The 22,726-nt window shown below is 40.9% G+C and carries 23 protein-coding genes; 9 read left to right on the top strand and 14 right to left on the bottom strand.

The window, feature by feature from the left end; translation table 11 throughout:
* Positions 1-18: 18 nt before the first annotated feature.
* The 12 genes from V7K56_RS24780 to V7K56_RS24725 all read right to left on the bottom strand — a co-directional run bounded on the left by V7K56_RS24780 (position 19) and on the right by V7K56_RS24725 (position 12,413).
* Complete coding sequence (locus V7K56_RS24780) at positions 19-981, bottom strand: HEAT repeat domain-containing protein (protein ID WP_334914567.1); 963 nt, start codon at positions 979-981, stop codon at positions 19-21.
* 4 nt (positions 982-985) lie between these two features.
* On the bottom strand, positions 986-1,213 hold the full coding sequence (locus V7K56_RS24775) for a 4Fe-4S dicluster domain-containing protein (RefSeq protein WP_053455107.1): 228 nt from the start codon (positions 1,211-1,213) through the stop codon (positions 986-988).
* Between the two features lie 23 nt (positions 1,214-1,236).
* Complete coding sequence (locus V7K56_RS24770) at positions 1,237-1,746, bottom strand: GNAT family N-acetyltransferase (protein WP_334914565.1); 510 nt, start codon at positions 1,744-1,746, stop codon at positions 1,237-1,239.
* A gap of 22 nt (positions 1,747-1,768) precedes the next feature.
* The gene (locus V7K56_RS24765) at positions 1,769-2,218 is read right to left on the bottom strand and encodes a GNAT family N-acetyltransferase (protein WP_334914563.1); all 450 of its coding nucleotides are present in this window, start codon (positions 2,216-2,218) and stop codon (positions 1,769-1,771) included.
* Between the two features lie 19 nt (positions 2,219-2,237).
* Positions 2,238-3,020: a class I SAM-dependent methyltransferase gene (locus V7K56_RS24760; RefSeq protein ID WP_334914561.1), complete on the bottom strand. Its 783-nt coding sequence runs from the start codon at positions 3,018-3,020 to the stop codon at positions 2,238-2,240.
* Between the two features lie 310 nt (positions 3,021-3,330).
* Positions 3,331-5,040: a fumarate reductase/succinate dehydrogenase flavoprotein subunit gene (locus V7K56_RS24755; RefSeq protein ID WP_334914559.1), complete on the bottom strand. Its 1,710-nt coding sequence runs from the start codon at positions 5,038-5,040 to the stop codon at positions 3,331-3,333.
* Between the two features lie 13 nt (positions 5,041-5,053).
* Entirely contained in the window at positions 5,054-6,001 is a 948-nt protein-coding gene (locus V7K56_RS24750) for a sulfonate ABC transporter substrate-binding protein (protein ID WP_334914791.1), read from the bottom strand.
* A 577-nt stretch (positions 6,002-6,578) separates the two neighbouring features.
* The gene (locus V7K56_RS24745; protein ID WP_334914557.1) at positions 6,579-6,938 is read right to left on the bottom strand and encodes a DOPA 4,5-dioxygenase family protein; all 360 of its coding nucleotides are present in this window, start codon (positions 6,936-6,938) and stop codon (positions 6,579-6,581) included.
* Positions 6,939-7,907: 969 nt separating this feature from the next.
* The gene (locus V7K56_RS24740; protein ID WP_334914555.1) at positions 7,908-8,249 is read right to left on the bottom strand and encodes a 4Fe-4S binding protein; all 342 of its coding nucleotides are present in this window, start codon (positions 8,247-8,249) and stop codon (positions 7,908-7,910) included.
* Between the two features lie 13 nt (positions 8,250-8,262).
* Complete coding sequence (locus tag V7K56_RS24735; protein ID WP_334914553.1) at positions 8,263-9,948, bottom strand: FAD-binding protein; 1,686 nt, start codon at positions 9,946-9,948, stop codon at positions 8,263-8,265.
* A 296-nt stretch (positions 9,949-10,244) separates the two neighbouring features.
* Positions 10,245-11,345: a hypothetical protein gene (locus tag V7K56_RS24730; RefSeq protein WP_334914551.1), complete on the bottom strand. Its 1,101-nt coding sequence runs from the start codon at positions 11,343-11,345 to the stop codon at positions 10,245-10,247.
* 15 nt (positions 11,346-11,360) lie between these two features.
* Positions 11,361-12,413 (bottom strand): LLM class flavin-dependent oxidoreductase, encoded by a 1,053-nt coding sequence (locus V7K56_RS24725; RefSeq protein WP_334914549.1) that lies wholly within the window; start codon positions 12,411-12,413, stop codon positions 11,361-11,363.
* 231 nt (positions 12,414-12,644) lie between these two features.
* Here V7K56_RS24725 and V7K56_RS24720 point away from each other — a divergent pair, with 231 nt between their 5' ends.
* The 9 genes from V7K56_RS24720 (at position 12,645) to V7K56_RS24680 (ending at position 20,916) form a co-directional block, all read left to right on the top strand.
* Positions 12,645-13,904 (top strand): MFS transporter, encoded by a 1,260-nt coding sequence (locus V7K56_RS24720; protein WP_334914547.1) that lies wholly within the window; start codon positions 12,645-12,647, stop codon positions 13,902-13,904.
* 423 nt (positions 13,905-14,327) lie between these two features.
* On the top strand, positions 14,328-15,434 hold the full coding sequence (locus V7K56_RS24715) for an LLM class flavin-dependent oxidoreductase (RefSeq protein WP_334914544.1): 1,107 nt from the start codon (positions 14,328-14,330) through the stop codon (positions 15,432-15,434).
* Positions 15,422-15,646: a hypothetical protein gene (locus V7K56_RS24710; protein WP_334914542.1), complete on the top strand. Its 225-nt coding sequence runs from the start codon at positions 15,422-15,424 to the stop codon at positions 15,644-15,646. Before V7K56_RS24715 ends, V7K56_RS24710 begins: the two co-directional genes overlap by 13 nt.
* Positions 15,647-15,805: 159 nt before the next feature.
* On the top strand, positions 15,806-17,143 hold the full coding sequence (locus V7K56_RS24705) for an LLM class flavin-dependent oxidoreductase (RefSeq protein ID WP_334914540.1): 1,338 nt from the start codon (positions 15,806-15,808) through the stop codon (positions 17,141-17,143).
* Between the two features lie 372 nt (positions 17,144-17,515).
* The gene (locus V7K56_RS24700) at positions 17,516-18,061 is read left to right on the top strand and encodes a protein-tyrosine phosphatase family protein (protein WP_334914538.1); all 546 of its coding nucleotides are present in this window, start codon (positions 17,516-17,518) and stop codon (positions 18,059-18,061) included.
* A 65-nt stretch (positions 18,062-18,126) separates the two neighbouring features.
* The gene (locus V7K56_RS24695; RefSeq protein WP_334914536.1) at positions 18,127-18,318 is read left to right on the top strand and encodes a hypothetical protein; all 192 of its coding nucleotides are present in this window, start codon (positions 18,127-18,129) and stop codon (positions 18,316-18,318) included.
* 55 nt (positions 18,319-18,373) lie between these two features.
* On the top strand, positions 18,374-19,171 hold the full coding sequence (locus V7K56_RS24690; protein WP_334914534.1) for a class I SAM-dependent methyltransferase: 798 nt from the start codon (positions 18,374-18,376) through the stop codon (positions 19,169-19,171).
* Positions 19,172-19,515: 344 nt separating this feature from the next.
* Entirely contained in the window at positions 19,516-19,656 is a 141-nt protein-coding gene (locus V7K56_RS24685; protein WP_334914532.1) for a hypothetical protein, read from the top strand.
* 21 nt (positions 19,657-19,677) lie between these two features.
* Entirely contained in the window at positions 19,678-20,916 is a 1,239-nt protein-coding gene (locus V7K56_RS24680) for an acyl-CoA dehydrogenase family protein (protein ID WP_334914530.1), read from the top strand.
* A gap of 85 nt (positions 20,917-21,001) precedes the next feature.
* Here V7K56_RS24680 and V7K56_RS24675 read toward each other — a convergent pair whose 3' ends face one another.
* Positions 21,002-21,676 carry a pentapeptide repeat-containing protein gene (locus V7K56_RS24675; RefSeq protein ID WP_334914528.1) on the bottom strand — a complete coding sequence of 225 codons (675 nt, stop codon included), beginning with the start codon at positions 21,674-21,676 and terminating at the stop codon, positions 21,002-21,004.
* A 137-nt stretch (positions 21,677-21,813) separates the two neighbouring features.
* Entirely contained in the window at positions 21,814-22,722 is a 909-nt protein-coding gene (locus V7K56_RS24670; protein ID WP_334914526.1) for a bile acid:sodium symporter family protein, read from the bottom strand.
* Positions 22,723-22,726 lie beyond the last annotated feature (4 nt).

Here is a 22,726-nt window from a genome sequence, read left to right as displayed (position 1 = left end):
GTGCTTTTCCTTCGTTATTTACTGCTCCCTTAAGACTATTCTATCTGTTTGCATCTTCTGAATTGCCCGTTGCGCTTGAATAGCCACCTCCTTATCAGGGTCATCTAAGACTTGTTGCAAGGGGTTAATAACATCAGGATGAGCTAAATTACCAAGAGCAATTACTGCTTCTTTGCGGACATCTGCATATTCATCTGTTAATGCTTGAATTAATCTTGGCATAACTTGAATATCTGGGATTTTTTGCAAAGCTTGTACTGCGGATTTCCTCACTTGCCAATGTTCATCATCTAAAGCTATTTTTAGTGCTGAAATTGCTTGATAATTTTCATGAATAGCTAGAGATATTGCGGCATTTCGGCGAACTTGCCAATCACTATCATTCGTGAGTGCTTGACAAAGTATGGTAATTACATCTGTATCTTGTAAATGTCCTAAAGTTAAAGCAGCAGCACGACGGACAATTGTTTCTCGGTCAAAGACTAAATTTAAAGCTTGTGGACATTTTTCTAGTTGATTGATGTATCGCAGTGTAGTAACGGCTGCTTCTCTTAATTCGTGATTTTTTGATTCTAAAAATGGTAAGATAGCTGAGAAAGATTCAATAGCGTGTATTTTCCGCAAAAGCACTAAAATATTTAATTGAAGATTGACATTGTTGCTTTCTAATTTATCTAGTAAAAGTAACAAGTCATTTTGTGTAATCAACTCGTTTAAAGCTGATGCAGCTTCAGTACGAATTTCTAAAAATGTTGAAACAAGACATTCAATTAAAGCAGGAATAGCAACAGGGTTTGCAATTTCCCAAAGGGCAGATATTGCTATTTTTTGCACAACAAAGTTTTCATCTTTCAAAGCAATGATTAAAGCATCTATTGTTTCTTCATCACCGAGATGTTGTAAAGTTTTGACAGCTGTTAGACGGTCATTTACATCAGGCGATCGCAGCATTTCTAGCCACAATTGTATCTCATCATTCATGATTTTAACGTAATAAAAAGGGAATCTGGACAGTAATAGCATTGGTAGGACATTCTTTTTCACAGGGTAGACAAAACCAACACTCATCATATTTCATGTATGCTTTCCCCGTTTCTGGATTCTTAGCTAACACATCTAAAGGACAAACTTCAATACAAGCTGTGCATTTTTCTAAACATTTTGATTCATCAACAATTACAGGAACATCTACTCTTTGATTGATTAAAGCCATAAAACTACCCCCTGATTTTGTAATTAAACCGTTAACCGATAAAATAAATGAGGTAAATTGGCGTGGATAATCTCACGCTCATACTTAAATCCCAACTTTTCTATAACCCTGCGTGAAGCTTGATTTGTTGTGAGAGTAAAGCAAACCACCTCCTGTAACTTCAGCAGTTCAAAAGCAATTTGTAAAATTTGCTCACTCATTTCTGTAGCTAATCCTTGATTCCAAAATTTAGCCATGAGAGCATAAGCTAATTCAACTTCATTCATGCCTTCTACATGAGTATTGCGAAGACCAGCACGACCAACAAATTGATGATTAACTTTGTCTCGAAATACCCACAAACCGAATCCATAACATTGCCAATGGTGCAAGTTATTGAAAATAAATAGTCGTGTTTCTTCATCAGAACGCACACCACCTAAAGTTGCCATAACTTGTTGATTTTGGTGCATCCGGCAAAGTTCATTCAAGTGTTTAAATTTTAGCCGTTCTGCAAACAAGCGATCAGTTGTAAATGTATCAATTAACTGCATATCATTTTTCTAAATCAATTGTTTATAAAAAGCTAATGAATGTTTTATATTGACATAGCCTATTTTTTTCATAAAATAAGTGTGCCTCTTTGCGTTTAATATTAGAACGTAACATAACTCCATCACATTCTTTCATAGCAGCCCATTGTTCGATGTGCTGCATCAAATAACGTCCAATTCCATGATGACGATAATCTTTATCTACTATTAAACCTAAAATAATTGCCTGAGTTGGCATAATTAATAAATCACAAATATAAGCGTGCGTCCAACCAATCACATATTCATTTGCTAAAGTTGCAACACAAATAACATGGTCATCATCATTTTGAATTTTCTTAAGGCGTTGCTCTACTTGTTGAGGTGTTAAAGAATATCCAAGTTGTTCGCCAAGGATAGTAATTCGTTCTGCATCTTTCATCTCAGCTTTTTTAATTTTAAATTGCTCACTAATAGCGACTTTATTTGTCATAGTTTTAAATTATAATTATTTAGTTATCTAGCGTTGCACGGATAAAACGATAACCTATATCAATCTCTGTCAAATTGTGAATATCACCATACTTTTTCATCCATTCTCCACTATTTAAATCTGCTGTAAGTAACTGTAATCCTTGCTCAATTAAATCTTGATTAGCTAAAGCAAAAGACGATATACCCGCACGTACTTCAGGATTAAGATACATTTCTGGTCGTTTCCAAGCTGCTGCTGCGAATAAATCAGATAAGTCATGAGGTAATAAAAAAGGTATAGCCTCAACTCGCCTTGTAGTATTCTTCTGAATTAAATTAATCAGTTCATTAAGTGGTAAAAATCGTAAGCAATCTTCCCATAAAAAGGGGAAATAATCATAAATCCATATCTTTTGAGCTAATCTAATATCAAAAGTTAGCAAAATTATTGTTCCATCTCTAATAACTCGGTGCATTTCTTGAAACGCTTTTTCGAGATTGGAAAAGTGATGAATTGTTAGGATACTCACAACACCATCAACAGACTTATCTGTGAGAGGTAAATTTTCTGCATAGCCAGAAAACCACTTAACTTGTGGATGCTTTACTGCTTGTTTTTGCATCACTACAGAAGGTTCAATAGCATTAACAAGAAATCCTTGGTTAGCTAGCTCTATACTATAACCACCAGCACCAGCCCCAATATCAGCGATAATGCTACCTTTAGGTAAATTGAGTAAATCAATTAATGTATTGACAATGCGAATATCAGGAACGCGAGTTTTTGAATATTGTTGACCAATTGAATTATAAATAGACATATTTATGATACAATCCCTCAAAATAATTTATTTTAAATTATTTAAGCTTTAACTTGAAATGAAGAAATCAAAAATCTGTTGGTTAACCAACTCCAGCAACTTCAAGAGTTCATTTATCATAAATTTTGGTTGCACTTCTTGTGGTAAATTTTGATTTTTTCTGTTGTAATAGCAAAAATCCACGACCTTTACAGATGTTAAAGTTCAACAGTGTATTATCGAGATCAAATTGCTTCATAATACATTTTTGTTTTTTTAGGCATTAATATTGCCTAGTCTCTATCAAAGAATAGCATTTTTGACCGTAATTTCACTGAATTGCAACATTGTAAAATTCTTTGATTGTATCTACTTCTACAATGTAAGGATTTACAGGACGCTTAAACAATACCATTTGCCCTAATTCATCTTTATTTAAATTGACATGACAAAACCATTCCTGATCATTTTTTTCTGGATAATCTAAGCGGTAATGATAAAGACCCCAACGACTTTCTTGACGATACAGTGATGCTCTGGCTGCCATTTCTGCACAGTCGCGAATAAAATGCACTTCCATAGAGCGCATCAATTCATGGGGGTCACGCGCACCCATTACATCTAATGTTTGTTGATATTGGACAAAATGTTTTAACCCAATCTCAATTTTATTACCTGATTTTGGTGGTTGCAGATAATCATTAACTAAACGTCTAAGTTTATATTCAACCTGAGTGTGAGGTACACCGTCGGGGCGAGTTAAAGGTGCATAAATTCTGGCTTTTTCTGTTTCTAAAAAATCTGCATCTGGTTCTATAAAATCCAAATATTGAATATATTCAATGGCATGAATTCCAGCTATTCGACCGAAAACAAATGCCCCAATCATGTAATTATGGGGAACGCTGGCCATGTCTCCGGCTGCATATAAACCTGGGACTGTTGTTTGAGCATTTTCATTTACCCACACACCAGAGGCACTATGACCGCTACATAAGCCAATTTCTGAAATGTGCATCTCTACGCCATGAGTGCGGTAATCCTCATTTCTACCTTGATGAAAGCGTTCTCTACTTGGTCGTTCATTTGCCCAAAGTATGGATTCAATTTCTGCAATTGTATCTTCATCAAGATGAGTCATTTTGAGTTGGACTGGCCCTTTACCAGAATTCAATTCTTTCCAGATTTCCAACATCATTTGACCACTCCAATAGTCACAACTAATGAAGCGATTTCCTTCAGCATTAGCAGTATGAGCGCCAAAAGGCCCGGCAACATAAGCACAGGCAGGGCCATTGTAATCTTTAATTAAAGGATTAATTTGAAAGCATTCAATATTGCTAAGTTCTGCGCCTGCATGATAAGCCATTGAATAGCCATCCCCAGCATTGGTAGGATTTTCATAAGTACCGTAGAGATAGCCAGAAGCAGGTAATCCTAGTCTGCCACAAGCACCTGTACACAGGATGACGGCTTTGGCTTGAATGACTATATAATCGCCGTTTCTAACATCGAATCCCACTGCACCAATAGCACGTCCTTCTTTGACTAACACGCGAGTTGCCATGACGCGATTTGTAACTTTGACTTTGTGACGTTTGACTTGGCGGGTGAGAATGGTTTTCAGGTCTTTACCTTCTGGCATGGGTAAGACATATTTACCTACACGATGCACTTGTTTTAAGTCATAGTTGCCTTGGGCATCTTTTTGAAATTTTACACCCCAGCTTTCTAATTCTTGGATGACTTCATAACCTAATTTCCCTGTTTGATATACAGCTTTTTGGTTGAGAATGCCATCGTTAGCCAGGGTGACTTCGCGCACATATTGTTCTGGTGTGGAATGACCGGGAATGATTGCGGTATTTACTCCATCCATACCCATTGCGATCGCACCACTCCGTCGGATGTTAGCCTTTTCTAAAATCAGTACCTCTGCATCAGGATTTGCTTGTTTGGCTTTAATTCCAGCCATTGTCCCGGCTGTTCCACCACCAATCACAAGCACATCTGTTTTCATCCACTGGGTATCGATATTCATATTCTTCTACCTTCTATTGATTGCCTTTCCAAACGATTTCACTAATATTGATAGATTTCGGTATTAGCTTGATTTTGTAGAAAGTATCGGCAATCTCTTGCTGTTTGCGAATCACTTCCTCTGTTAGCGGTAGTACGCCATAGTCTCGTCGTTTTTCGGCAACTTCCAGCACCCCAACATCAATACCCAATTGTGGGGAAAGAAATTTAGCAACTTCTGTGGGATTATTTTTTGCCCAGTTGTTTCTTTTTTTGACTTCATCAAGCACTGTTTTCAAAGCATCAGGATACTTGTCAACAAAAGATTTAGCAGCCAGATAGTAACCGCGATTGGGTGCTAACCCAGTTGCATCAGTTAGAGTGCGTGCGCCTGTAGCGGCTTGCGCCGCCGATAAGTAAGGGTCCCAAATTGCCCAAGCATCAATATTATTACCCTCAAAAGCCGCACGAGCATCAGGAGGTTGGAGAAAAGCTGGTTTAATATCCTTATAATCTACTCTTCCCTTTTCTAAGGCCTTTACCAATAAGTAGTTAGTATTTGAACCTTTAGCAACACCAATTCGTTTACCCTTAAGGTCTGCAAGAGTTTTAATAGATGAACTTTTCGGCACAAGAATTGCTTCTGCTTTGGAACCCCAAGGATCGTAAGCAACATAAACCAAAGGATTACCCGCAGCCTGGGCAAAGATTGGGGGAGATTCACCAGTGTAGCCAAAATCAATACTCCCTGCGTTCATTGCCTCTAACATTGGCGGCCCAGAAGGAAATTCAGCCCATGTTACTGAAGCGCCACTAGCAGCAAAAGCTTTCTCCAAATCTTTTTGCGCTCTTATGGTGTTGAGAATAGTTGCTGCTTTTTGATAGCCAATCCGAACTACAACCTTTTGATTTGTCGCGGTTTGATTTACTGTCTGCGTTGCGGCAGAATTACTTGTGTTATCGGAAGAACAAGCAGATATCACAAGAGTCAAACTTAACCCACAGGCAAAGAATAAGCCAAATTTGTCAATTCTCCATATTCTATGCCTGTGAAGAAAGCTGTTGACAATCTTCATTGGTTGATTTGATAAATACTTAGTCAACATATGTAGATTCAGACTGTAAGTATATTTAAATTACTATAAATTGAGCAACTTACCGTATTTTATGTATAATATTCACATAGATCAGCCACAAAAGCAAGATCCAAAAAAGTATGTCTATAAGGAAAACACTAAATTTGACAACTGATTTGCATGAATATCTGTTGGTCTAATTGCTATTGATAATGTACTGTGGTCTGGAAGGGTGAGTCAGCTGGAAATAAAAGACTCAGGCTGGCTATTCCTGAGTTCAACAGTAAGCTATCTCAAAACGATCGCATAGACCTGAGTTTGATTGCAATGCCTTCTCTTTCAGAGACGCTACCGCGTAGCTTGCTTCCCCGTTCGCGGAGCGTTCCGTAGGAAAGGGGTACGGCGGGCTTCTCTACGAGACGCTACGCGACCGCCTACGCAGATGGGCTGAGTATTAGCACGCAAGCGTTAGGATAATTCTTAATTAAGAGGCGTTGGGTTTGATTCGTTGTAGGAAGTTGATGTTTAAATCTAGCTTATTGCCTAGCCACAAGGCGTGTGCTGTATGATCTGTGACATCATCACCTGTTTCTGGGTGAACGAGAATATCTAAGCTTTCACGATTGAGCATTAACCAAGGAACGACTTCCGTAAATTGGTTGGGTGCGAAGGCAACTTGATACATGGATTTAGGATGTGGGCCAATGGGCTGATCGTGCCAGCGTCCAAGCTGCACTTCAAATCTAGCTCCCAATCCTTCACGAATACGGGCAGCCATATCACGATTTTCGGTATTATAGTAGACATGAGCATGAAAACCAGTAATGATGCTATTTTCTTTCATAGCTTTATCTAGATGATTTTGTATTATCTCAATAAATATTGTCTTAAAAAAGCGTTGACTTTATCAGCGCATAACCCTACACAAACTGTCTTTCCTGCTTTTCTTAAAATTTCCAATCCCTGACCATTATTGCGAGGATCTGGATCGATTATAGATACATATATTTCATGTATACGAGTATCTTCAGCAATAGTTAAAGCACACGCTGGTGTACGTCCATAAAAAGAACAAGGTTCAAGAGTTACATATATTTTCAAAAAATCGAAAGTTTTTCCTTGAGTATGGTTGAGCGCACTAACTTCAGCATGAGGTTTTCCTGGTGGTTCTTCCGCACTGGGTTCGATAATTGCTGGACTTTATCTGATTTTAAGGAAACAAGCCACAGGATTAGTAAACGTCATAGCGTATTCTGCTACGGTTTTAGGTTTAGGTTTAATACTGTTTTCTCGCTCTTATAATCTACAGACTTACTTAGTATTGATTTTCATTGTCGGAATAATGAATACACTTACCTTGGCAGCTATTATTAACTTTGTACAATTAATTCTGGTTGATGAAACTAAACGGGGTAGAGTCACAAGTATATTCACAAAATTTAGTAACCTGTCAACCTAACGTTGAGTATTACTGGCTACTAGAATCAACCTAAAATTCTTGATTTAATGTTGAGTTTGAAAAGTGTCTCTAATCAACAAAAACTTTACATCACTTGAATTTCTTGATTTGAACAAAAATAATATTTGCACCTCCTCCCATAACACTAGTCATGGCACACAAAACCCGTTCTACATGCCGCTCTAGATGCAAGCGATCGCTTTATTTTTAGTTTCTGACTTCGCTTATGCAATTACTGGGGCGGAAATTTTGGTTGATGTGAGGGAAAAGGGAAAATAAAGGCGATCGCCTTGTTCAAAACGCCTCTCGATTGTGCTGAAAATAAATTGCGATCGCCTCTTAACCCTATTGAAATTAACTTTGATAAGGGCGCGGTAGTTGGCGTAGTTTATGAGCAGTATCTAATTCACTATTGTTTTTTCTGCCATATCCCCAGCCTAATATCTGGCGATATTCACCCATAATGCCGCTTTCAATTAACTCATCCTCATTGACTGCAATATCAGTATGAGATTGGGGAGCAACATAAAGCGCATCCGCAGGACAATACGCCTCACACATGAAACAAGTTTGACAGTCTTCCTTGCGAGCAATTACGGGTGGTTGGTTGGGAACTGCATCAAAGACATTAGTAGGACAAACCTGGACGCACAGATTGCAATTAATACAGAGTTTATGGCTGACAAGCTCAATCATGATATTGCTCCTGTTACAACTTTGATACAACGGGTGTGGTTGGAGTGGTTTGTACTGGTGGTGTGGCAGGAGCATCCGTAATCCAATCGCGCCTCACCCATAGCTTATCTAAGCCGCCTGTGGCTTGATAATAACGCTGATTAGGATCGGTCTGGGGATAGTCGATACGAATATGTTCGCTGCGGGTTTCTCTGCGATGTAAAGCACTAAAGTATGCCCATCGCGCAACAGCAGTTAGAGCAGCCGCGCGACGAGAAAATTCTATGTCGCGCACACTATCTTGTTTTGGATTCCCTTGTACCTGCTGCCACAAAGTTTCTAATTTGGCGAGGGAATCGAGAAGTTTTTGCTCAGAACGCAAGTAATTCTTCTCTAAGGGGAACATCTCGGCTTGGACACCGCGCACAATTGCTTCGCTATCGAATGTCTCAGAAGTCGGGGAGGGCGATAGGCTACGCTTGTCCAAAGGCGATGGCGTTCCGCCCAGCGTAGCTGATCGCAATCCGACTCGACCAGCTGCACGTGCAATCCGTTCATTTGCACGTGCGCCTAGACTCTTCGCAAAAGCAGCCGCCCCAACTCCTGCCCATTGTCCTGTAGAGATTGCCCAGGCAGCATTAGGGCCGCCACCACCAGAAGCTAACCCGGCTAAAAACTCCCGCGATGCAGCATCACCAGCTGCGTAAAGTCCAGGAACTTTTGTAGCACAACTATCATTTACAATCCGAATCCCACCTGTACCTCGGACTGTACCTTCTAAAAGCAGCGTTACAGGTACTCGTTCTGTATAGGGATCGATCCCAGCTTTTTTATATGGTAGAAAAGTGATGAAATGAGACTTTTCAATTACTGCCTTAACTTCAGGTGTGGCTTTATCTAAACGAGCATAAACGGAGCCTTTCATCAGGGCATTGGGGAGAAACCCAGGATCGCGGCGACCATTGATATAACCACCAAGATCGTTACCTGCTTCATCGCTGTAACTAGCCCAGCCAAAGGGAACACCCCGCGTCACTGTGGCATTAAAAGCGGTCGAAATTGCATAGTGATTAGAAGCTTCCATACTGGAGAGTTCGCCGCCAGCTTCCACTGCCATCAGCAGTCCATCACCTGTATTAGTATTGCAACCTAACACTTTACTTAAGAAGGCACAACCGCCATTCGCTAAGACTACTGCACCAGCACGAACGGTATAAGTACGATGATGTTGTCTCTGTATACCTCTTGCTCCTGCCACTGAGCCATCGTCAGCCAATAAAAGCTCTAAAACCGGACTTTGGTCGAAAATCTGCACACCAACACGCAAGAGGTTTTTGCGAAGTACCCGCATATATTCTGGGCCATAATAACTCTGACGCATAGATTCCCCATTTTCTTTGGGGAAACGATAGCCCCATTTTTCTACTAGGGGCAAACTGAGCCAAGTTTTTTCAATGACACGCTCAATCCAACGTAAGTTAGCCAGGTCTTTTCCTGCGCGATAACGCTCCGATACAACTTTGTCCCAATTCTCTGGAGAAGGAGCCATGATGCCATTACCACTCGCAGCCGCAGCACCGCTTGTACCCAGAAAACCTTTATCAGCAATGATGACTTTGACACCTTGGGATGCAGCTGCCCATGCTGCCCACGCAGCAGCAGGGCCGCCACCAATTACCAGCACATCAGCACTTAGTTGTAGTTCATTTTCTATTAGCAATTCTTTTCCTCCTATTTGGCATTACGTTAACGGTAGCGATACCGGAGGTATCGCTGATTTGTTTGTGACTAATGACTGCTGCTTTGTCTGAATAATTATGCAGTAGATAGAGTTTGCATAATATATACAAACAGTGTATAAGGCGAATTACAGTTAGTATGATACTCTAATTATTAGTTTATCAAATATTTAGTTTTACAAGTTAATTATCTATTGGATTTTTAGCGAAGAGTTGGAAATGGCAACATCCACCCTCTACCCTGTATATTTCTATTTGAGATGGTAGAAAATAGTTGTTATGCCCATAACTCAAAACATTGCCAGTCAAAGAAAGCTACTATTGATTTCTGCAATTGCTGAAACCACAACCATTTCATCTGACGAACTCCTTCTGCTGATGCACACCATTGTGTAGCAACGTAAATACTTTGAACAACACAAAGTTGATAGTCATTTATTAGTTGCTCCCAGCTATAGTCGGAAATACCATTACTGATGAGACTTGTATGATACTCACTTAAAATTGGTATTTCCCATTGTCGTCGTAAATCGGTTTCCCACCAATGCACTATCATATATGCAAGATCGCTAACTCCTAGCCATGTAGTCAGCGACCAGTCAAATGGTTGACGGTCGATCAAATAGGTTTTTCCGTTGCCATTCAAGGGAGATAGGATATTACCCGGATTGAGATCGCCATGAATTAGTGTGAATCCAGATGAATCAACAGTGCGTAGGCGTAGCCCGTCGTAGACATCGCTCATTTTAGCAGGATGATACTGAAATACATCTATCAGTACAAACTTCCAAGAAGAATCAATCTCTGTCTTCAGTTCCTCTAACATAGGTACTAAGCCAAGTTGGGCTTGAGCTACATATCGCTCAATTTCAGTCTTGTAGGGAATGCTGGCGTTCAGAGATTGTAATTTTTCGGTTCCCCAGAAATGTGCGTGTAATAGGGCTAGAGACTGAGCAACTGCACAGCCATAAGCAAGTGTTGGTTGTATTTTTCGATTGGAACGATGGCTGACAGATAAATCCTCCATCAGGATGTGATATTGACGAGTTTTTTCGTCATATTGTGCTTGATAGCAAGTTGGTATCGGTCGATTTGCGAGGTTAATATAATCTCGTATGTAATAATTTACTTCAGAATTTCCAAAGAGATTATTTTCACCTGCACATATTTTCAAAAACAGTGATTTCGGTAAGCTTTCTAAGGTTTGTGACTGATATTTAAGCTGAATTATAGCATTGTCAGAATTGCCCCCACATTCTGCAGGTGCGATCGCAAAATCTTCGACTCTGGTAGTCAATGTAGAATTATCGTCAAACAGTACTGAATTAATCCATTCAAGAGTTATCTGAGAAACATCTGTAATAACTTGACTATTCATGTACCCTCTTTAATCCTATACTTTCTGCAAGTGTCGTACACGAGGCATAACTTCTTGGGCAAAACGTGTCATCTCTCGTACAAAGGGATTAAATTGCAACATGAAAGTATCGATACCTGCATCAACGAAAGCTGCAATGCGAGCGGCTACTGTATCATAGCTGCCAACCAATCCTGCGGCTGTGCCACCATTGCCGCCAACAGCTGGGTTTTTGGCGAAGAGTTGGAACATAACGGCTTCTTTGTCAACTCCTTTGGCAACACTTAATTTATATTGTTCTTCTAGCTTTTGCAATGCCATGAGTCGTTCTAGTTCTGCTTGTGCTTCTTCGTCTGTGGGACGGGCAATGACAAAGGCTGATAGCCCAAAGCTGACTGGTTGAGGTAGAAAGCGCGATCGCTCCAAAACTTGTTTAATTACTTTGCGGACATCTTCAATCGGTTGACCGTTGATGAAGTAAACATCTGCTTGTTGGGCCGCTAAAATCTGCGCTGGTTCAGATGCTCCTCCCAAGTAGATGCGGGGATAGGGTTGAGCAACAGGAAAGGGTCGAAGGCTCAAATCTTGGATTTTGAAGTATTCACCCTCGAAGTTCACTTTCTCGCCACTCCACAAAGCTCTCACAACCTGCAACCATTCACCAGAGTAGCGATAACGTTCATCATGGGGTGGGAAAGGGATATTAATACGCTCCATTTCTGGGCGAAACCAAGCACTAATTAAGTTGATGGCAAAACGTCCCTGACTAATGGCATCAATTCCCAAAGCTATTTTGGCTAAGACGGCTGGATGAAACAATAAAGGTTTAATTGCAGCGATAATTTCTATTTTTTCTGTAGCTTCAGCCAATGCTGCACAAGCTGTCCAAGTTTCTAATTGGTCTAACTCTAGACTGCGGGGGTTGGCAAGGTGCTGTGCTATTAAGGTTGTGACATATCCTAAACGTTCTGCTTCTAATACTAGCGATCGCGTGCGCTCATAACTAGCATCAATCGGTTCATCTGGCGTATTGAGAGGGCCAAAGTTACCGCCCACAGGCAACCAAATACCGTAACGTGGTTCTGACATTCTTGCCTCCAAATTAAATGGGGACTGGGAAGATACACCTTGTTTTTTATCCTCACCTATGCAAATCTCATAATAATATACTACAAATCTACCGATTTGCAGTATATTTTTTCTAAGTGCAAAAATAGATGACAAAAGCCACAAACTCTATCGAAATTATTACAGCTGTTAAACCATTATTATTTCATCCCGCGTCTTAGCAAATAGGTATATTAGAAGTATCTACTCAACATGAGTTTGACCCAGAGTTTGCAATCTTTCAAGTCTAGAAACTACCGTCTATTTTTTAGTGGTCAAAGTTTATCTATGATTGGTAGTTTGATGACAGAAACTACCTGTGCATGGCTAGTTTCTTCTCAAACAGAATCAGTAACTTTACTAGGCTTAATTGGTTTCCTCAGCCAGGTTCCTAATTTAATAGTTAGCCCTTTAGCTGGTATTTGGATAGAGCAGTTTAATCGACGTAATATTCTAATTGCTACGCAATTTATTATGATGATTCTCTCATTAGCTTTAGCAATTTTTGCTTTCACAGGAATAATTAGTATTTGGCAGATAATTTGTGCAAGTATATTGCAAGGTTTGCTCAGTAGCGTTGAAATACCTGCTCGTTATGCTTTCATAATGGACATCATTGAAAATAAAGAAGATATTACTAATGCAACCGCTCTCCATTCTTCTTTACTTAGCGGTTCGCGGATTATAGCCCCAGCGATCGCTGGAATTATAATTGCTAGTCTTTCTCCTGCACACTGTTTTTTAATTGATGGTATTAGTTATATTACTATCATTACAGCTTTGTTAGCAATTAAAGTTAACAAACTAACAATGGTACACCGGAATTATCAAAACAACATTTGGCAGAATTTAAAAGAAGGCTTTACATACGCTTATTATTTTTTGCCTATTCGCTCAATTTTACTTCTAATAGCATTACTCAGTTTTTTGGGAATGCCGTATCTAAGAATTATGCCTGTTTTTGCCATTCAAATTCTTCAAGGAGATTCCACTACTCTGGGTTTCTTAACGGGAGCGTCAGGACTGGGGGCATTATGTGGTGGCATTTATTTAAGTTCCCAAACAAATTTAGTTAGGCTTGGTAAAATTATTGCTTTTGCTCCGGCTATATTTGGTACAGCATTAATTACCTTTTCATTGTCGAGAAGCTTTTGGTTATCTTTAATGATAGTTCCAATAATAGGTTGTAGCTATATTTTAGAGTATTCATCTAGTAATTCTGTTTTACAAATAATATCAGATGATGAGAAAAGAGGTCGGCTCATGAGTATATATAATATGTCAGTTATGGGAATTATTCCATTTGGTAATTTATTTATAAGTGGATTAGCAAGTATATTTAATGCAACAAATGCTTTAATTTTTGGAGGCTTGTCTTGCATTCTTGGTTCAATTATTTTTTATAAAATGTTACCAAAAATTGAAAATTTATTGCACCCAATTTATGTCAGTAAAGGAATATTGGATGAATAGCTTAAATTTACAGCTTATTGCAAGTAAATGAAGTACATAGGTAGCAAAACAACATTGTTGTGTCCTCACAATCATCTGTACCTCACCCTACGGGTGACGCTCCTGCGTCGCTCTAAGCGAAGCTATGCCGTAGGCTTTACGCTGCGCTAACAGTAGTCGCTCATGGGGGTTTCCCCCAACACCGCGCTGCTTCACCAAATTGCAATCTGCTGTAATTGACCATCTTTATGTTGGGCTAGATGTTTTTGTCTCATTAGTTCATTAATTATTGTCCTCAACCACAGAATCCAAATACCACCTTGTTTTTTATCCTCACCTATGCAAATCTCATAAAATACTACTATAAATCTACCGATTTACCGTATAATGTTGCTAAGTATAAAAATAAAGTTTTAGTGCCTATTATAAAGGTTCTGGAAAGCTATGTCTGAGACACGTTACGGGATTTGGATTCCCGTTTACGGCAACTGCGGCGTGATGAACCATCCTCTTGAACCTCGTGATGCTAGTTACTCACGAGCCAAGAATTTAATTCAGTTGGCCCAAAGGTGTGGATTTACCACAACTTTAATCGCACAACACATCATCAATCCCAGGAACCAAGAACTCGATCAGCTAGAAACCTGGACAGCAGCAGCAGCCCTGGCCGAAGCAACAAAATCCATCGAGATTATTGCAGCTGTCAAGCCTTTACTTTTCCATCCAGCCGTCTTAGCGAAGATGGCTTTAGGTATTGATGCAATTAGCGGTGGACGTTTTGCCATTAACCTAGTCAGTGCTTGGTTCAAGCCAGAAATGGAAAAACCAGGGATAAATTTTCTTCCCCACGATGAGCGTTATCGCTATTCAGATGAATGGATTAGGGTCGTAAAAGCTCTATGGAGTGGAGAAAAAGTCAATTTCCACGGTGATTATTTTCAAATCAACGATTTGCAGTTTAATCCCCCACCTATAGCCAAACCACATCCGCGCGTATATGTGGGAGGAGAGTCAGAACCAGCCCAAGAACTAGCCGCAAAACAAGCACATACATTTTTTCTCAACGGTCGTCCGATTGAAGTTATCCGCGAAACTATTGCTCAAGTTGCTAAAAAAACTCAGTTTCGCTCTCAACCTCTGGGCTTTGCCATGTCAGCTTTTGTGATTGCTCGACCCACAGACGAAGAGGCAGAAGCAGAATATCAAAACTTGAAAGCAATGAGACTAGCACTAGACGATCGCTCGGAACTACTCAAAGGAGTAGATTCGGAAGTAGTCATGTTCAAAAATATGGCTAAGTACCCCGGTGTGGGAAGCAATGGTGGTACAGCAGCAGGATTGGTAGGTAGCTATGAAACTGTAGCCCATCGGATTGCTGAATTTACCAAAGTAGGAGTTGATACTTTCATGCTGCAATTCCAGCCTTTTGCCATAGAAATGGAGCGTTTTGCTGCGGAAATTATACCAAGAGTGCAGGCGTTAACGGTAGATAGTGAAGCGATGTCTACGACGGGCTGCGCCTACACTAATTTGAAGGCATGGCGCTGCTGAATATTGTGAAAGCGCAAGTAAGTTTAGAAAAGCGCTTACAGCCCTTGGGTATTTCTGTAACCATTTTACAAGAGCTAGAAAAGGCTGGTACTTGGTCTAGAGATAACTATCAGGATTCAGCCAGTCAGTTTCACATTGAATTAGAAGGTGAAAAAGTCACCCAAGCTTTGAAATATTTACAAAAAGCAGAGTTTGAAGTAGAGGTGCATTGACCTGGAGACTAGGGACTGAGTAGACAGGGGAGAGCGGCGCATTTAAGACTAAATTGGCAAAGGATGTATTATTTGAGAAATTAGGCAAAGTGCTGTAAAGCACTTGAATTAAGGCTTTTTTTAGATGTTTTAATTACGAATTATACATACGGAGGGCTAATGAGCAGATCGAAGCAATTAAAACTGGGTGCATTCATGCGCCCGGTAAGCATACATACAGGCGCTTGGCGCTATCCTGGGGCTATAGCTGATGCTAATTTTAACTTCCCAGCACTGAAAAAATTTATCCAAAAACTAGAACAGGGCAAGTTTGACGCATTCTTTATGGCCGATCACTTAGCGGTGCTGAATATGCCAATCAACGCGCTCAAACGCAGCCATACTGTTACATCCTTTGAGCCTTTTACCCTGCTTTCTGCCCTCGCCAGCGTCACCGAATACATCGGACTAGTAGCCACTGCTTCGACAACTTATGACCAGCCCTACCACATCGCTCGTCGCTTTGCCTCTCTCGACCATATCAGTGGCGGCCGTGCTGGCTGGAACATCGTCACCACATCTAATCCAGATGCAGCGCTCAACTTTGGCTTAGAAGAAGAGGTAGAGCATGACGAACGCTACCGACGGGCTAGAGAATTTTATGATGTCGTCACGGGTCTTTGGGATTCCTTTGCTGACGATGCATTCATTCAGGATGTGGAAGCAGGGATTTATTTCGACCCTGCAAAGCTTCACATTCTGGATCATAAGGGAAAATATCTTTCGGTGCGGGGGCCATTGAACATCGCTAGACCAGTCCAAGGCTGGCCGCTAATTGTCCAGGCGGGTGCATCCGAAGCCGGACGGCAATTAGCTGCTGAAACTGCCGAGGCTGTGTTTGCACCTGCTAGTAATCTAGAGGCTGGCAAAGCTTTATTTGCAGACATTAAGGGACGGGCGCGGGCGATCGCACGTGACCCAGATAGTATAAAAATCCTTCCAGGTGCTTTAGTGGTTGTGGGAGAAACTGTCGCCGAGGCCCATTCCAAGCGTCTTCATTTAGACAGCTTAGTACATTATGACAGTGGAATCGCTAGCCTAAATGGTGCGCTTGGCTACGACGTTTCCGGCTTTGATCCGGATGGGCCCTTGCCAGAAATCCCACCGACTAACGCTGGTCACTCTTCACGAGAAAGAGTAATAGCCTTAGCGCAACGTGAGAACTTGACTATTCGACAACTGGCGCAACGCATTGGCAGTTACGGCGGACTGGCCTTTGTAGGCACACCCCAAACTATTGCCGATGAGATGGAGCAATGGCTGACTGAGGAAGGTTCTGACGGTTTCAATATCATGTTTCCTTTTGTTCCTGAAGGGCTGAATGATTTTGTTGACAAAGTTGTGCCAGAACTCCAACAGCGGGGAATTTTTCGCAAAGAGTATGAGGGTAAGACGCTGCGTGAAAATCTCGGACTGGCGCGCCCTGCTAACCGTTTCTTTCAAGCCAGTCTAGTGTGAGCTGTGATCGCTGTTATCAGTTATCAGTAAACAGTAGACATCTCCGAAAATGAAGGAACGGTGAACAACCGTTCGCCCCTAAAAAGGGTTTTGGCGAACGCATATTTAATTTCTGGAGATGTCTTATGTAAACCAGACTTTCTGTGTCAAAATTAATACCAAGCTATTTACTCCACTACGACCCCGTTCACCCGCCGCTAACAGCTTCTCGGACTCAACGAAAAGACTCTATACGGTCGGTGTGCAACGGGATTGTTCTGCTGCGCCAATAGCATGACCTATATAGAATATTCAACCTTCGCTTTGTCGAACTGAATTAATAGGAAAACTTAAGCGTTAAAATCAGTCATTGAACAATTCGATGCACTCGATATGTACAAGTTTGCTTCAGCTTCGGAGAACGAACCCATCGTGTTTGGCTGTGCTCAACCAGGATATAGCGATGAGCAAGTTAACAAGTGGATTGAGTTCATGCACAATCAAGACGTCAAGCGTGTCTGCTGCTTGCTGACTGAGTATCAACTCATTCGCTACACAAATTTACTTGAAGCTTACCGACAGACCTTCGGAATTAACCGGGTTTGTTGGACACCAATCTATGATTTTGATTTTGCCAAGCCGCAAATTCTAATTCACCAAATTCTACCGTTCCTAGCTGCTGCCAACCAGAATGAAGAGAAAGTTGTTGTTCATTGTTCTGGTGGAGTTGGACGCACAGCGCATATTTTAGCGGCTTGGCTTGTGGCTGGACGAGGACTCTCCAATCAAGCCGCGATCGCAGCCGTCAAAAAAACTGGGAAAAATCCCTATGAAGCAGTTATCGCCGCTCCTTTCAAAGGTCGCAACCCCTGGAAAATAGCTGCTGAACTCAACCTGCTACTGGATGAGTGTAGTCGATTGAAAGATAAGTTAGCTTGATGCTGCTCCTCGACAGATACTTTCCAACTACTACCGCCACCCGAAACGCAAGCGGCAGAACGGTCGTGTTCAGCGGACGCAGACAACCTTTGCAACCCAACGAAGAAGACGGTCGTTCCGCTGCAACACGGTTGTTAGCCCGTCATCACGACTTTTTCAGAGCGACCGCAGTCGAGGCAATTCTCATCTTGATACCTCCTTTGATAAGAGATTGGAAAGAACCTCTTCTTTTAATTGAGGATCAAGTTCCCAAGTAGAACTTTCTGGTGACTTTCTAATGAATTTCGGGTTAGATATCGTAAACATAAACACATGACAGATGAAAGAAGTCAGTTAAGAACCACTTTTAATCAAGTAGCACTGTTGTATGACCAAGTTCGACCAGGATATCCAGAAGCGCTTTTTGACGATGTGGTGTCTCTCTCAGAAATCACTCCAGACGGAAGGATATTAGAGATTGGTTGTGGTACTGGTCAGGCAACTGTGCCCTTTGCCCACCGGGATTATTGTATACTCTGCATTGAGTTGGGTGAGAATCTTGCTACGGTTGCCCAAAAAAATCTGGCTGCTTATCCGCAAGTAGAAGTGCGTAACATCGCTTTTGAGGATTGGGTGACCCAAGAAAATGCTTTTGATTTAGTGATTTCGGCGACTGCTTTCCATTGGCTTGACCCAAGTATTGCTTACAAAAAAACTGCTCAAGCCCTCACATCTGAAGGAGCGATCGCGCTATTTTGGAATGAACACGTACATAGTGATGCTAGTAATGGCTTCTTTGAAGAAGTACAGGAGCTATATCAAAGTTTAGCTCCTCAACTGGTTAAAGACGATGAGCCTCCTTTGCGCGAGCAGAAAGTCCCTAATAAAACAGGTGAGATTCAGCAAACAGGTTTGTTTGGTGAAGTAGTCTATCGCTCTTATCGATGGGACGCAACATACAACACTGCAAGTTATCTCAACCTCTTAAATACTTACTCCGGTCATCTAAATTTAGATCGCATTACAAGGGCACGTTTTTTTGATGCGATCGCTAAATTAATTAATACTAAATTCAATGGTCAAATTACTAAAGGTTACTTAACTACTTTATACGTAGCCCACCTATTGTAATCTTATCTAAACATTTTACAGGTATGATTAAACAATTACGTTTTGTAAGGGAAACTGTTACCCCAACACAAACAACCCTTTGTGTATGGGATTTTAAACCCCATTAAGTAGGATAAAGATTATCCTTGAAGAAGTTCACAAATTAGGCAGGCGGCTGGCGTTATCCCTGGGCTTACTCTGTAGACGCTTTTTTGCTTTCAACTTTGAGTCTTTCCCGCAAAAAGACGTTAAAACAGATTGACAATTTGGGGAAAATTTGGGAGTATCAAACTACGGTAATTCGGTAGGTTTTTAGTATTTTATAAAACTTAAGTACATCTAAAACCCTTACAGAGGAATGGTTTTTGTCGAGTGCAGTGGATGGCTTGAATATGTTACCAGATGTAATCGCCTCAAGGCTGGAAACATTCTTCAACTTTGTAGTGCTATCACGTCACCCAGAACTAGCAATTGCCTCACCACTCACCAACATAGATTTTCCATAAGATATTCGGAGATAGAAACTAATGATTAAAAGTCCAGAGAAACTTGCAGATACGACAATTCAGTTTTCGGCTCCTGTGAGAGCAAACTCGCCGGAACTCCAGCAGCTTTTTGATTTTATTGCTCTAGGGGCAAGTGAGCGCGATCGCGATCGCATCCTGCCTTTTGATATCGTTGAATTGATCCGGCGTTCTCGGTTGGGTGCATTGCGAATCCCGGTAGCTGAAGGTGGCGGTGGTAGCACAGCACGCGAATTATTCGAGGTCGTGATTCGGCTGGGAGATGCCGATCCAAACGTCGCTCACATTGTGCGGAATCATTTCTTAGTAACAGAGCGGATTTTGCGTTCTGAGCGCACCCAAAGGAATCGCCGTTGGCTCAAAGCCGTTGCTGATGGTGCGATTATTGGACTCGCTTCCACCGAGCTAGAAGCCAAGCGATCAGGTGGTCGCCAAGTCGTGAATACAAAATTGACACCCGATGGCGACGGCTATCGTCTGAATGGAAGGAAATATTACAGCACTGGCAGCCTTTACGCAGACTGGATTTTTGTGCGTGTGTTAGTACCTGATGGCTCTACAGCGTATATACTCATTCCTACTAACCGCGAGGGTCTTGAACTGGTGGACGACTGGGACGGCTTCGGACAAAGACTGACAGGTACGGGAACGACCACCTTCACAAATGTCCGTGTAGAGGCTGAAGAAGTAATTTTTGAGACAGACACAGACAAAGACAATCTGCCATACAACATCGTCCCGCAATTATTCCTGACTGCCATCAACGCCGGTATTATTCGTAGCGTTCTACGTGATGCTACAGCCCTCATCCGTAACAGACCCCGGACTTTCTACCATGCTGTAAGCGAGCAAGCCTCAGAAGACCCAATCTTGCAACAGACTGTCGGGCAAATTGCCGCCAATGCCTTTGCTGCCGAAGCGATTGTTTTAGCAGCAGCTGATGGTCTTGATCGCCTCCCTGCTGCCCAAGCTCAGGGTGAAGAGGCAGAAACAGCTGTGGCACTGGCAACTTCTCTGAGTGCATCCAAAGCCAAATTGATTGTTGATGATTTGGCTCTACGTTCGGCTACCTTGTTGTTTGAAGTTGGTGGGGCTTCTACAACTAAAAAAAGCTCAAACTTTGATCGTCACTGGCGCAACGCTCGTACTTTGTCCTCACACAACCCAAATCATTTTAAAGCTCGTGCGATCGGTGACTATGAGATTAATGGTACACCATTACCGCAGAGAGGATTCTTTTAATTCTGTTCAAATTCCTGACTTCTAGCTTGGAGAGATCGCTTTATGAGTCCATATAAAGGGTGGTGGAACGACGCAAACGCAATGTTTATTCATCAACAGTTTTAACTACTACATTTGCATACCTTTGAAGAATATAAGCAGCTTGAAATGGATCTAAAATTGCACCTTTAAGCTGACTTATATTAATTTGCAAACCTTCTATTTGCAAGCCTTCTATATTAGAACCTCGAAAATCTGTGTCTTGAAATTTAGCATTAGCAAGGATAATGTTATTTATTTGGCAATTTATAAATGTTACATTTATTAAAGAAATTTCTAAAAATGTAGAATATTCAAGATTACAATTGTCAAAAATAACATTATCAATTTTACTAAAAGTAAACTGTGAAAATTGTCCCTGACATCCTTGAAAAACAACATTTTTTAATCTAGATTTTATTGCTTTAAATTCCAATAATCTAGAGTTAACAAACTCAATTATATTAAGTGAAGCTTCTTCCCATTCAGTATTAGCAAAATCACTTTTAGTAATTATAACATCTTGTAGAGAAAGTCTCTTAAAGTAAGTATTTATAATTTTAACATTATCAAAGTAGGCATACTGAAAATCTACTTCTTTAGTTCCCTCAAGCTGACAATTTGATAAATATACATTTTGATAGCTCTCTGATTCATATAATTGCTTATCTGGTATCCCCTTATTCATTGTTTCAAGTGAAGGTAAAATAGGAGATTCAATAGCTCTATGTTTGCTAGGCATATTTTTTATGAAAAACATTTTATATAAGATAATACTTTATAAGCTTTCTAATCTTTACTTGTTTTCTCTATGAGAGGCTACGCCAACAAGACGCTCTGCAAAGTGTTGCAATGACGGTTATTTAAACGGACATGACATCAAACTTCTACCTGTTCTATCTCTGCATTATTTGGCTGATCTATTTCTGTGAACTTTGGCCCGGCAATAAGAACTGTAACCATCATTAATATACTTGTCACCATGATAATGCTCACCACGCTGGGATCTTCAAAGTTGCTTGTACCCACTAATAATGCTGCGGCAAAATTGCGTTGAGCTGTTCCGACTCCTAGCACTCTTTGGGTATCAATACCAGGGCCGCCTAAAAGATAGCCTACGCTAAAAGAGAAGAGAATAAATACAGCACAAATAAAGATTGCACCTGTTTTTAATAAGGCAATCATATCGTTAGTATGAACTGCCAGTCTGACTACTAGACCTAAAAGTAATCCAGCATTAGATAATTTGAACAAAATCGGCTGAAGAGTCATAGCGATCGCTGGAAATTTAGCTTTGATAAATAGCCCAATTACCAATGGGCTGACCATCATTAATAATAAGGGTTCCGCAATCTCCCAGGAATTGATTTGTACGCCTTCTACCACTAAAGGCAATACAATCGGCATATAAACGATTGTGCCCAACATCAGCAACATCATTAACCCCACGGAAAAAGCTATATTGCCCTTGACTATATGAGCAAGTTTTGGTAATGCTGGGGGCCCTGATGCTACTGCCATGACCAGTAAACCATCTCTAAGCGGTTCACTTAGATGTACTACTTGCAGCAGCAGATAGACAAAAAGCGGCACCAGTACAAAATTTGTCACCAAAGACAATATCACCAGACGGCGGTTGCGGAGTGGTTCCCAAATTTCTTGTACGGTTAGGCGTAAACCCGCACCCAACATAGTGAAAACAATGAATGTGAGAAGCGCTAATTTGTCAATTACTGCCAAAATTTCATTCATGATTTTAATGGGGATTGGGCATTGGGCACGGGGCATGGGG

Origin of the sequence: Nostoc sp. (assembly GCF_036917535.1) — a bacterium.
GTDB lineage: Bacteria > Cyanobacteriota > Cyanobacteriia > Cyanobacteriales > Nostocaceae > Nostoc.
This window is presented reverse-complemented; position numbering and strand designations above follow the sequence as displayed.

Coding starts and splice junctions, on each gene's coding strand:
- V7K56_RS24670 (WP_334914526.1), bottom strand. CDS start 22,722: ATGCCCCGTGCCCAATGCCCAATCCCCATTAAAATCATGAATGAAATT.
- V7K56_RS24730 (WP_334914551.1), bottom strand. CDS start 11,345: ATGAATAGTCAAGTTATTACAGATGTTTCTCAGATAACTCTTGAATGG.
- V7K56_RS24680 (WP_334914530.1), top strand. CDS start 19,678: ATGATTAAAAGTCCAGAGAAACTTGCAGATACGACAATTCAGTTTTCG.
- V7K56_RS24705 (WP_334914540.1), top strand. CDS start 15,806: ATGAGCAGATCGAAGCAATTAAAACTGGGTGCATTCATGCGCCCGGTA.
- V7K56_RS24760 (WP_334914561.1), bottom strand. CDS start 3,020: ATGTCTATTTATAATTCAATTGGTCAACAATATTCAAAAACTCGCGTT.
- V7K56_RS24770 (WP_334914565.1), bottom strand. CDS start 1,746: ATGCAGTTAATTGATACATTTACAACTGATCGCTTGTTTGCAGAACGG.
- V7K56_RS24720 (WP_334914547.1), top strand. CDS start 12,645: ATGAGTTTGACCCAGAGTTTGCAATCTTTCAAGTCTAGAAACTACCGT.
- V7K56_RS24780 (WP_334914567.1), bottom strand. CDS start 981: ATGAATGATGAGATACAATTGTGGCTAGAAATGCTGCGATCGCCTGAT.
- V7K56_RS24740 (WP_334914555.1), bottom strand. CDS start 8,249: ATGATTGAGCTTGTCAGCCATAAACTCTGTATTAATTGCAATCTGTGC.
- V7K56_RS24700 (WP_334914538.1), top strand. CDS start 17,516: ATGTACAAGTTTGCTTCAGCTTCGGAGAACGAACCCATCGTGTTTGGC.
- V7K56_RS24675 (WP_334914528.1), bottom strand. CDS start 21,676: ATGCCTAGCAAACATAGAGCTATTGAATCTCCTATTTTACCTTCACTT.
- V7K56_RS24765 (WP_334914563.1), bottom strand. CDS start 2,218: ATGACAAATAAAGTCGCTATTAGTGAGCAATTTAAAATTAAAAAAGCT.
- V7K56_RS24775 (WP_053455107.1), bottom strand. CDS start 1,213: ATGGCTTTAATCAATCAAAGAGTAGATGTTCCTGTAATTGTTGATGAA.
- V7K56_RS24755 (WP_334914559.1), bottom strand. CDS start 5,040: ATGAATATCGATACCCAGTGGATGAAAACAGATGTGCTTGTGATTGGT.
- V7K56_RS24715 (WP_334914544.1), top strand. CDS start 14,328: ATGTCTGAGACACGTTACGGGATTTGGATTCCCGTTTACGGCAACTGC.
- V7K56_RS24745 (WP_334914557.1), bottom strand. CDS start 6,938: ATGAAAGAAAATAGCATCATTACTGGTTTTCATGCTCATGTCTACTAT.
- V7K56_RS24725 (WP_334914549.1), bottom strand. CDS start 12,413: ATGTCAGAACCACGTTACGGTATTTGGTTGCCTGTGGGCGGTAACTTT.
- V7K56_RS24710 (WP_334914542.1), top strand. CDS start 15,422: ATGGCGCTGCTGAATATTGTGAAAGCGCAAGTAAGTTTAGAAAAGCGC.
- V7K56_RS24690 (WP_334914534.1), top strand. CDS start 18,374: ATGACAGATGAAAGAAGTCAGTTAAGAACCACTTTTAATCAAGTAGCA.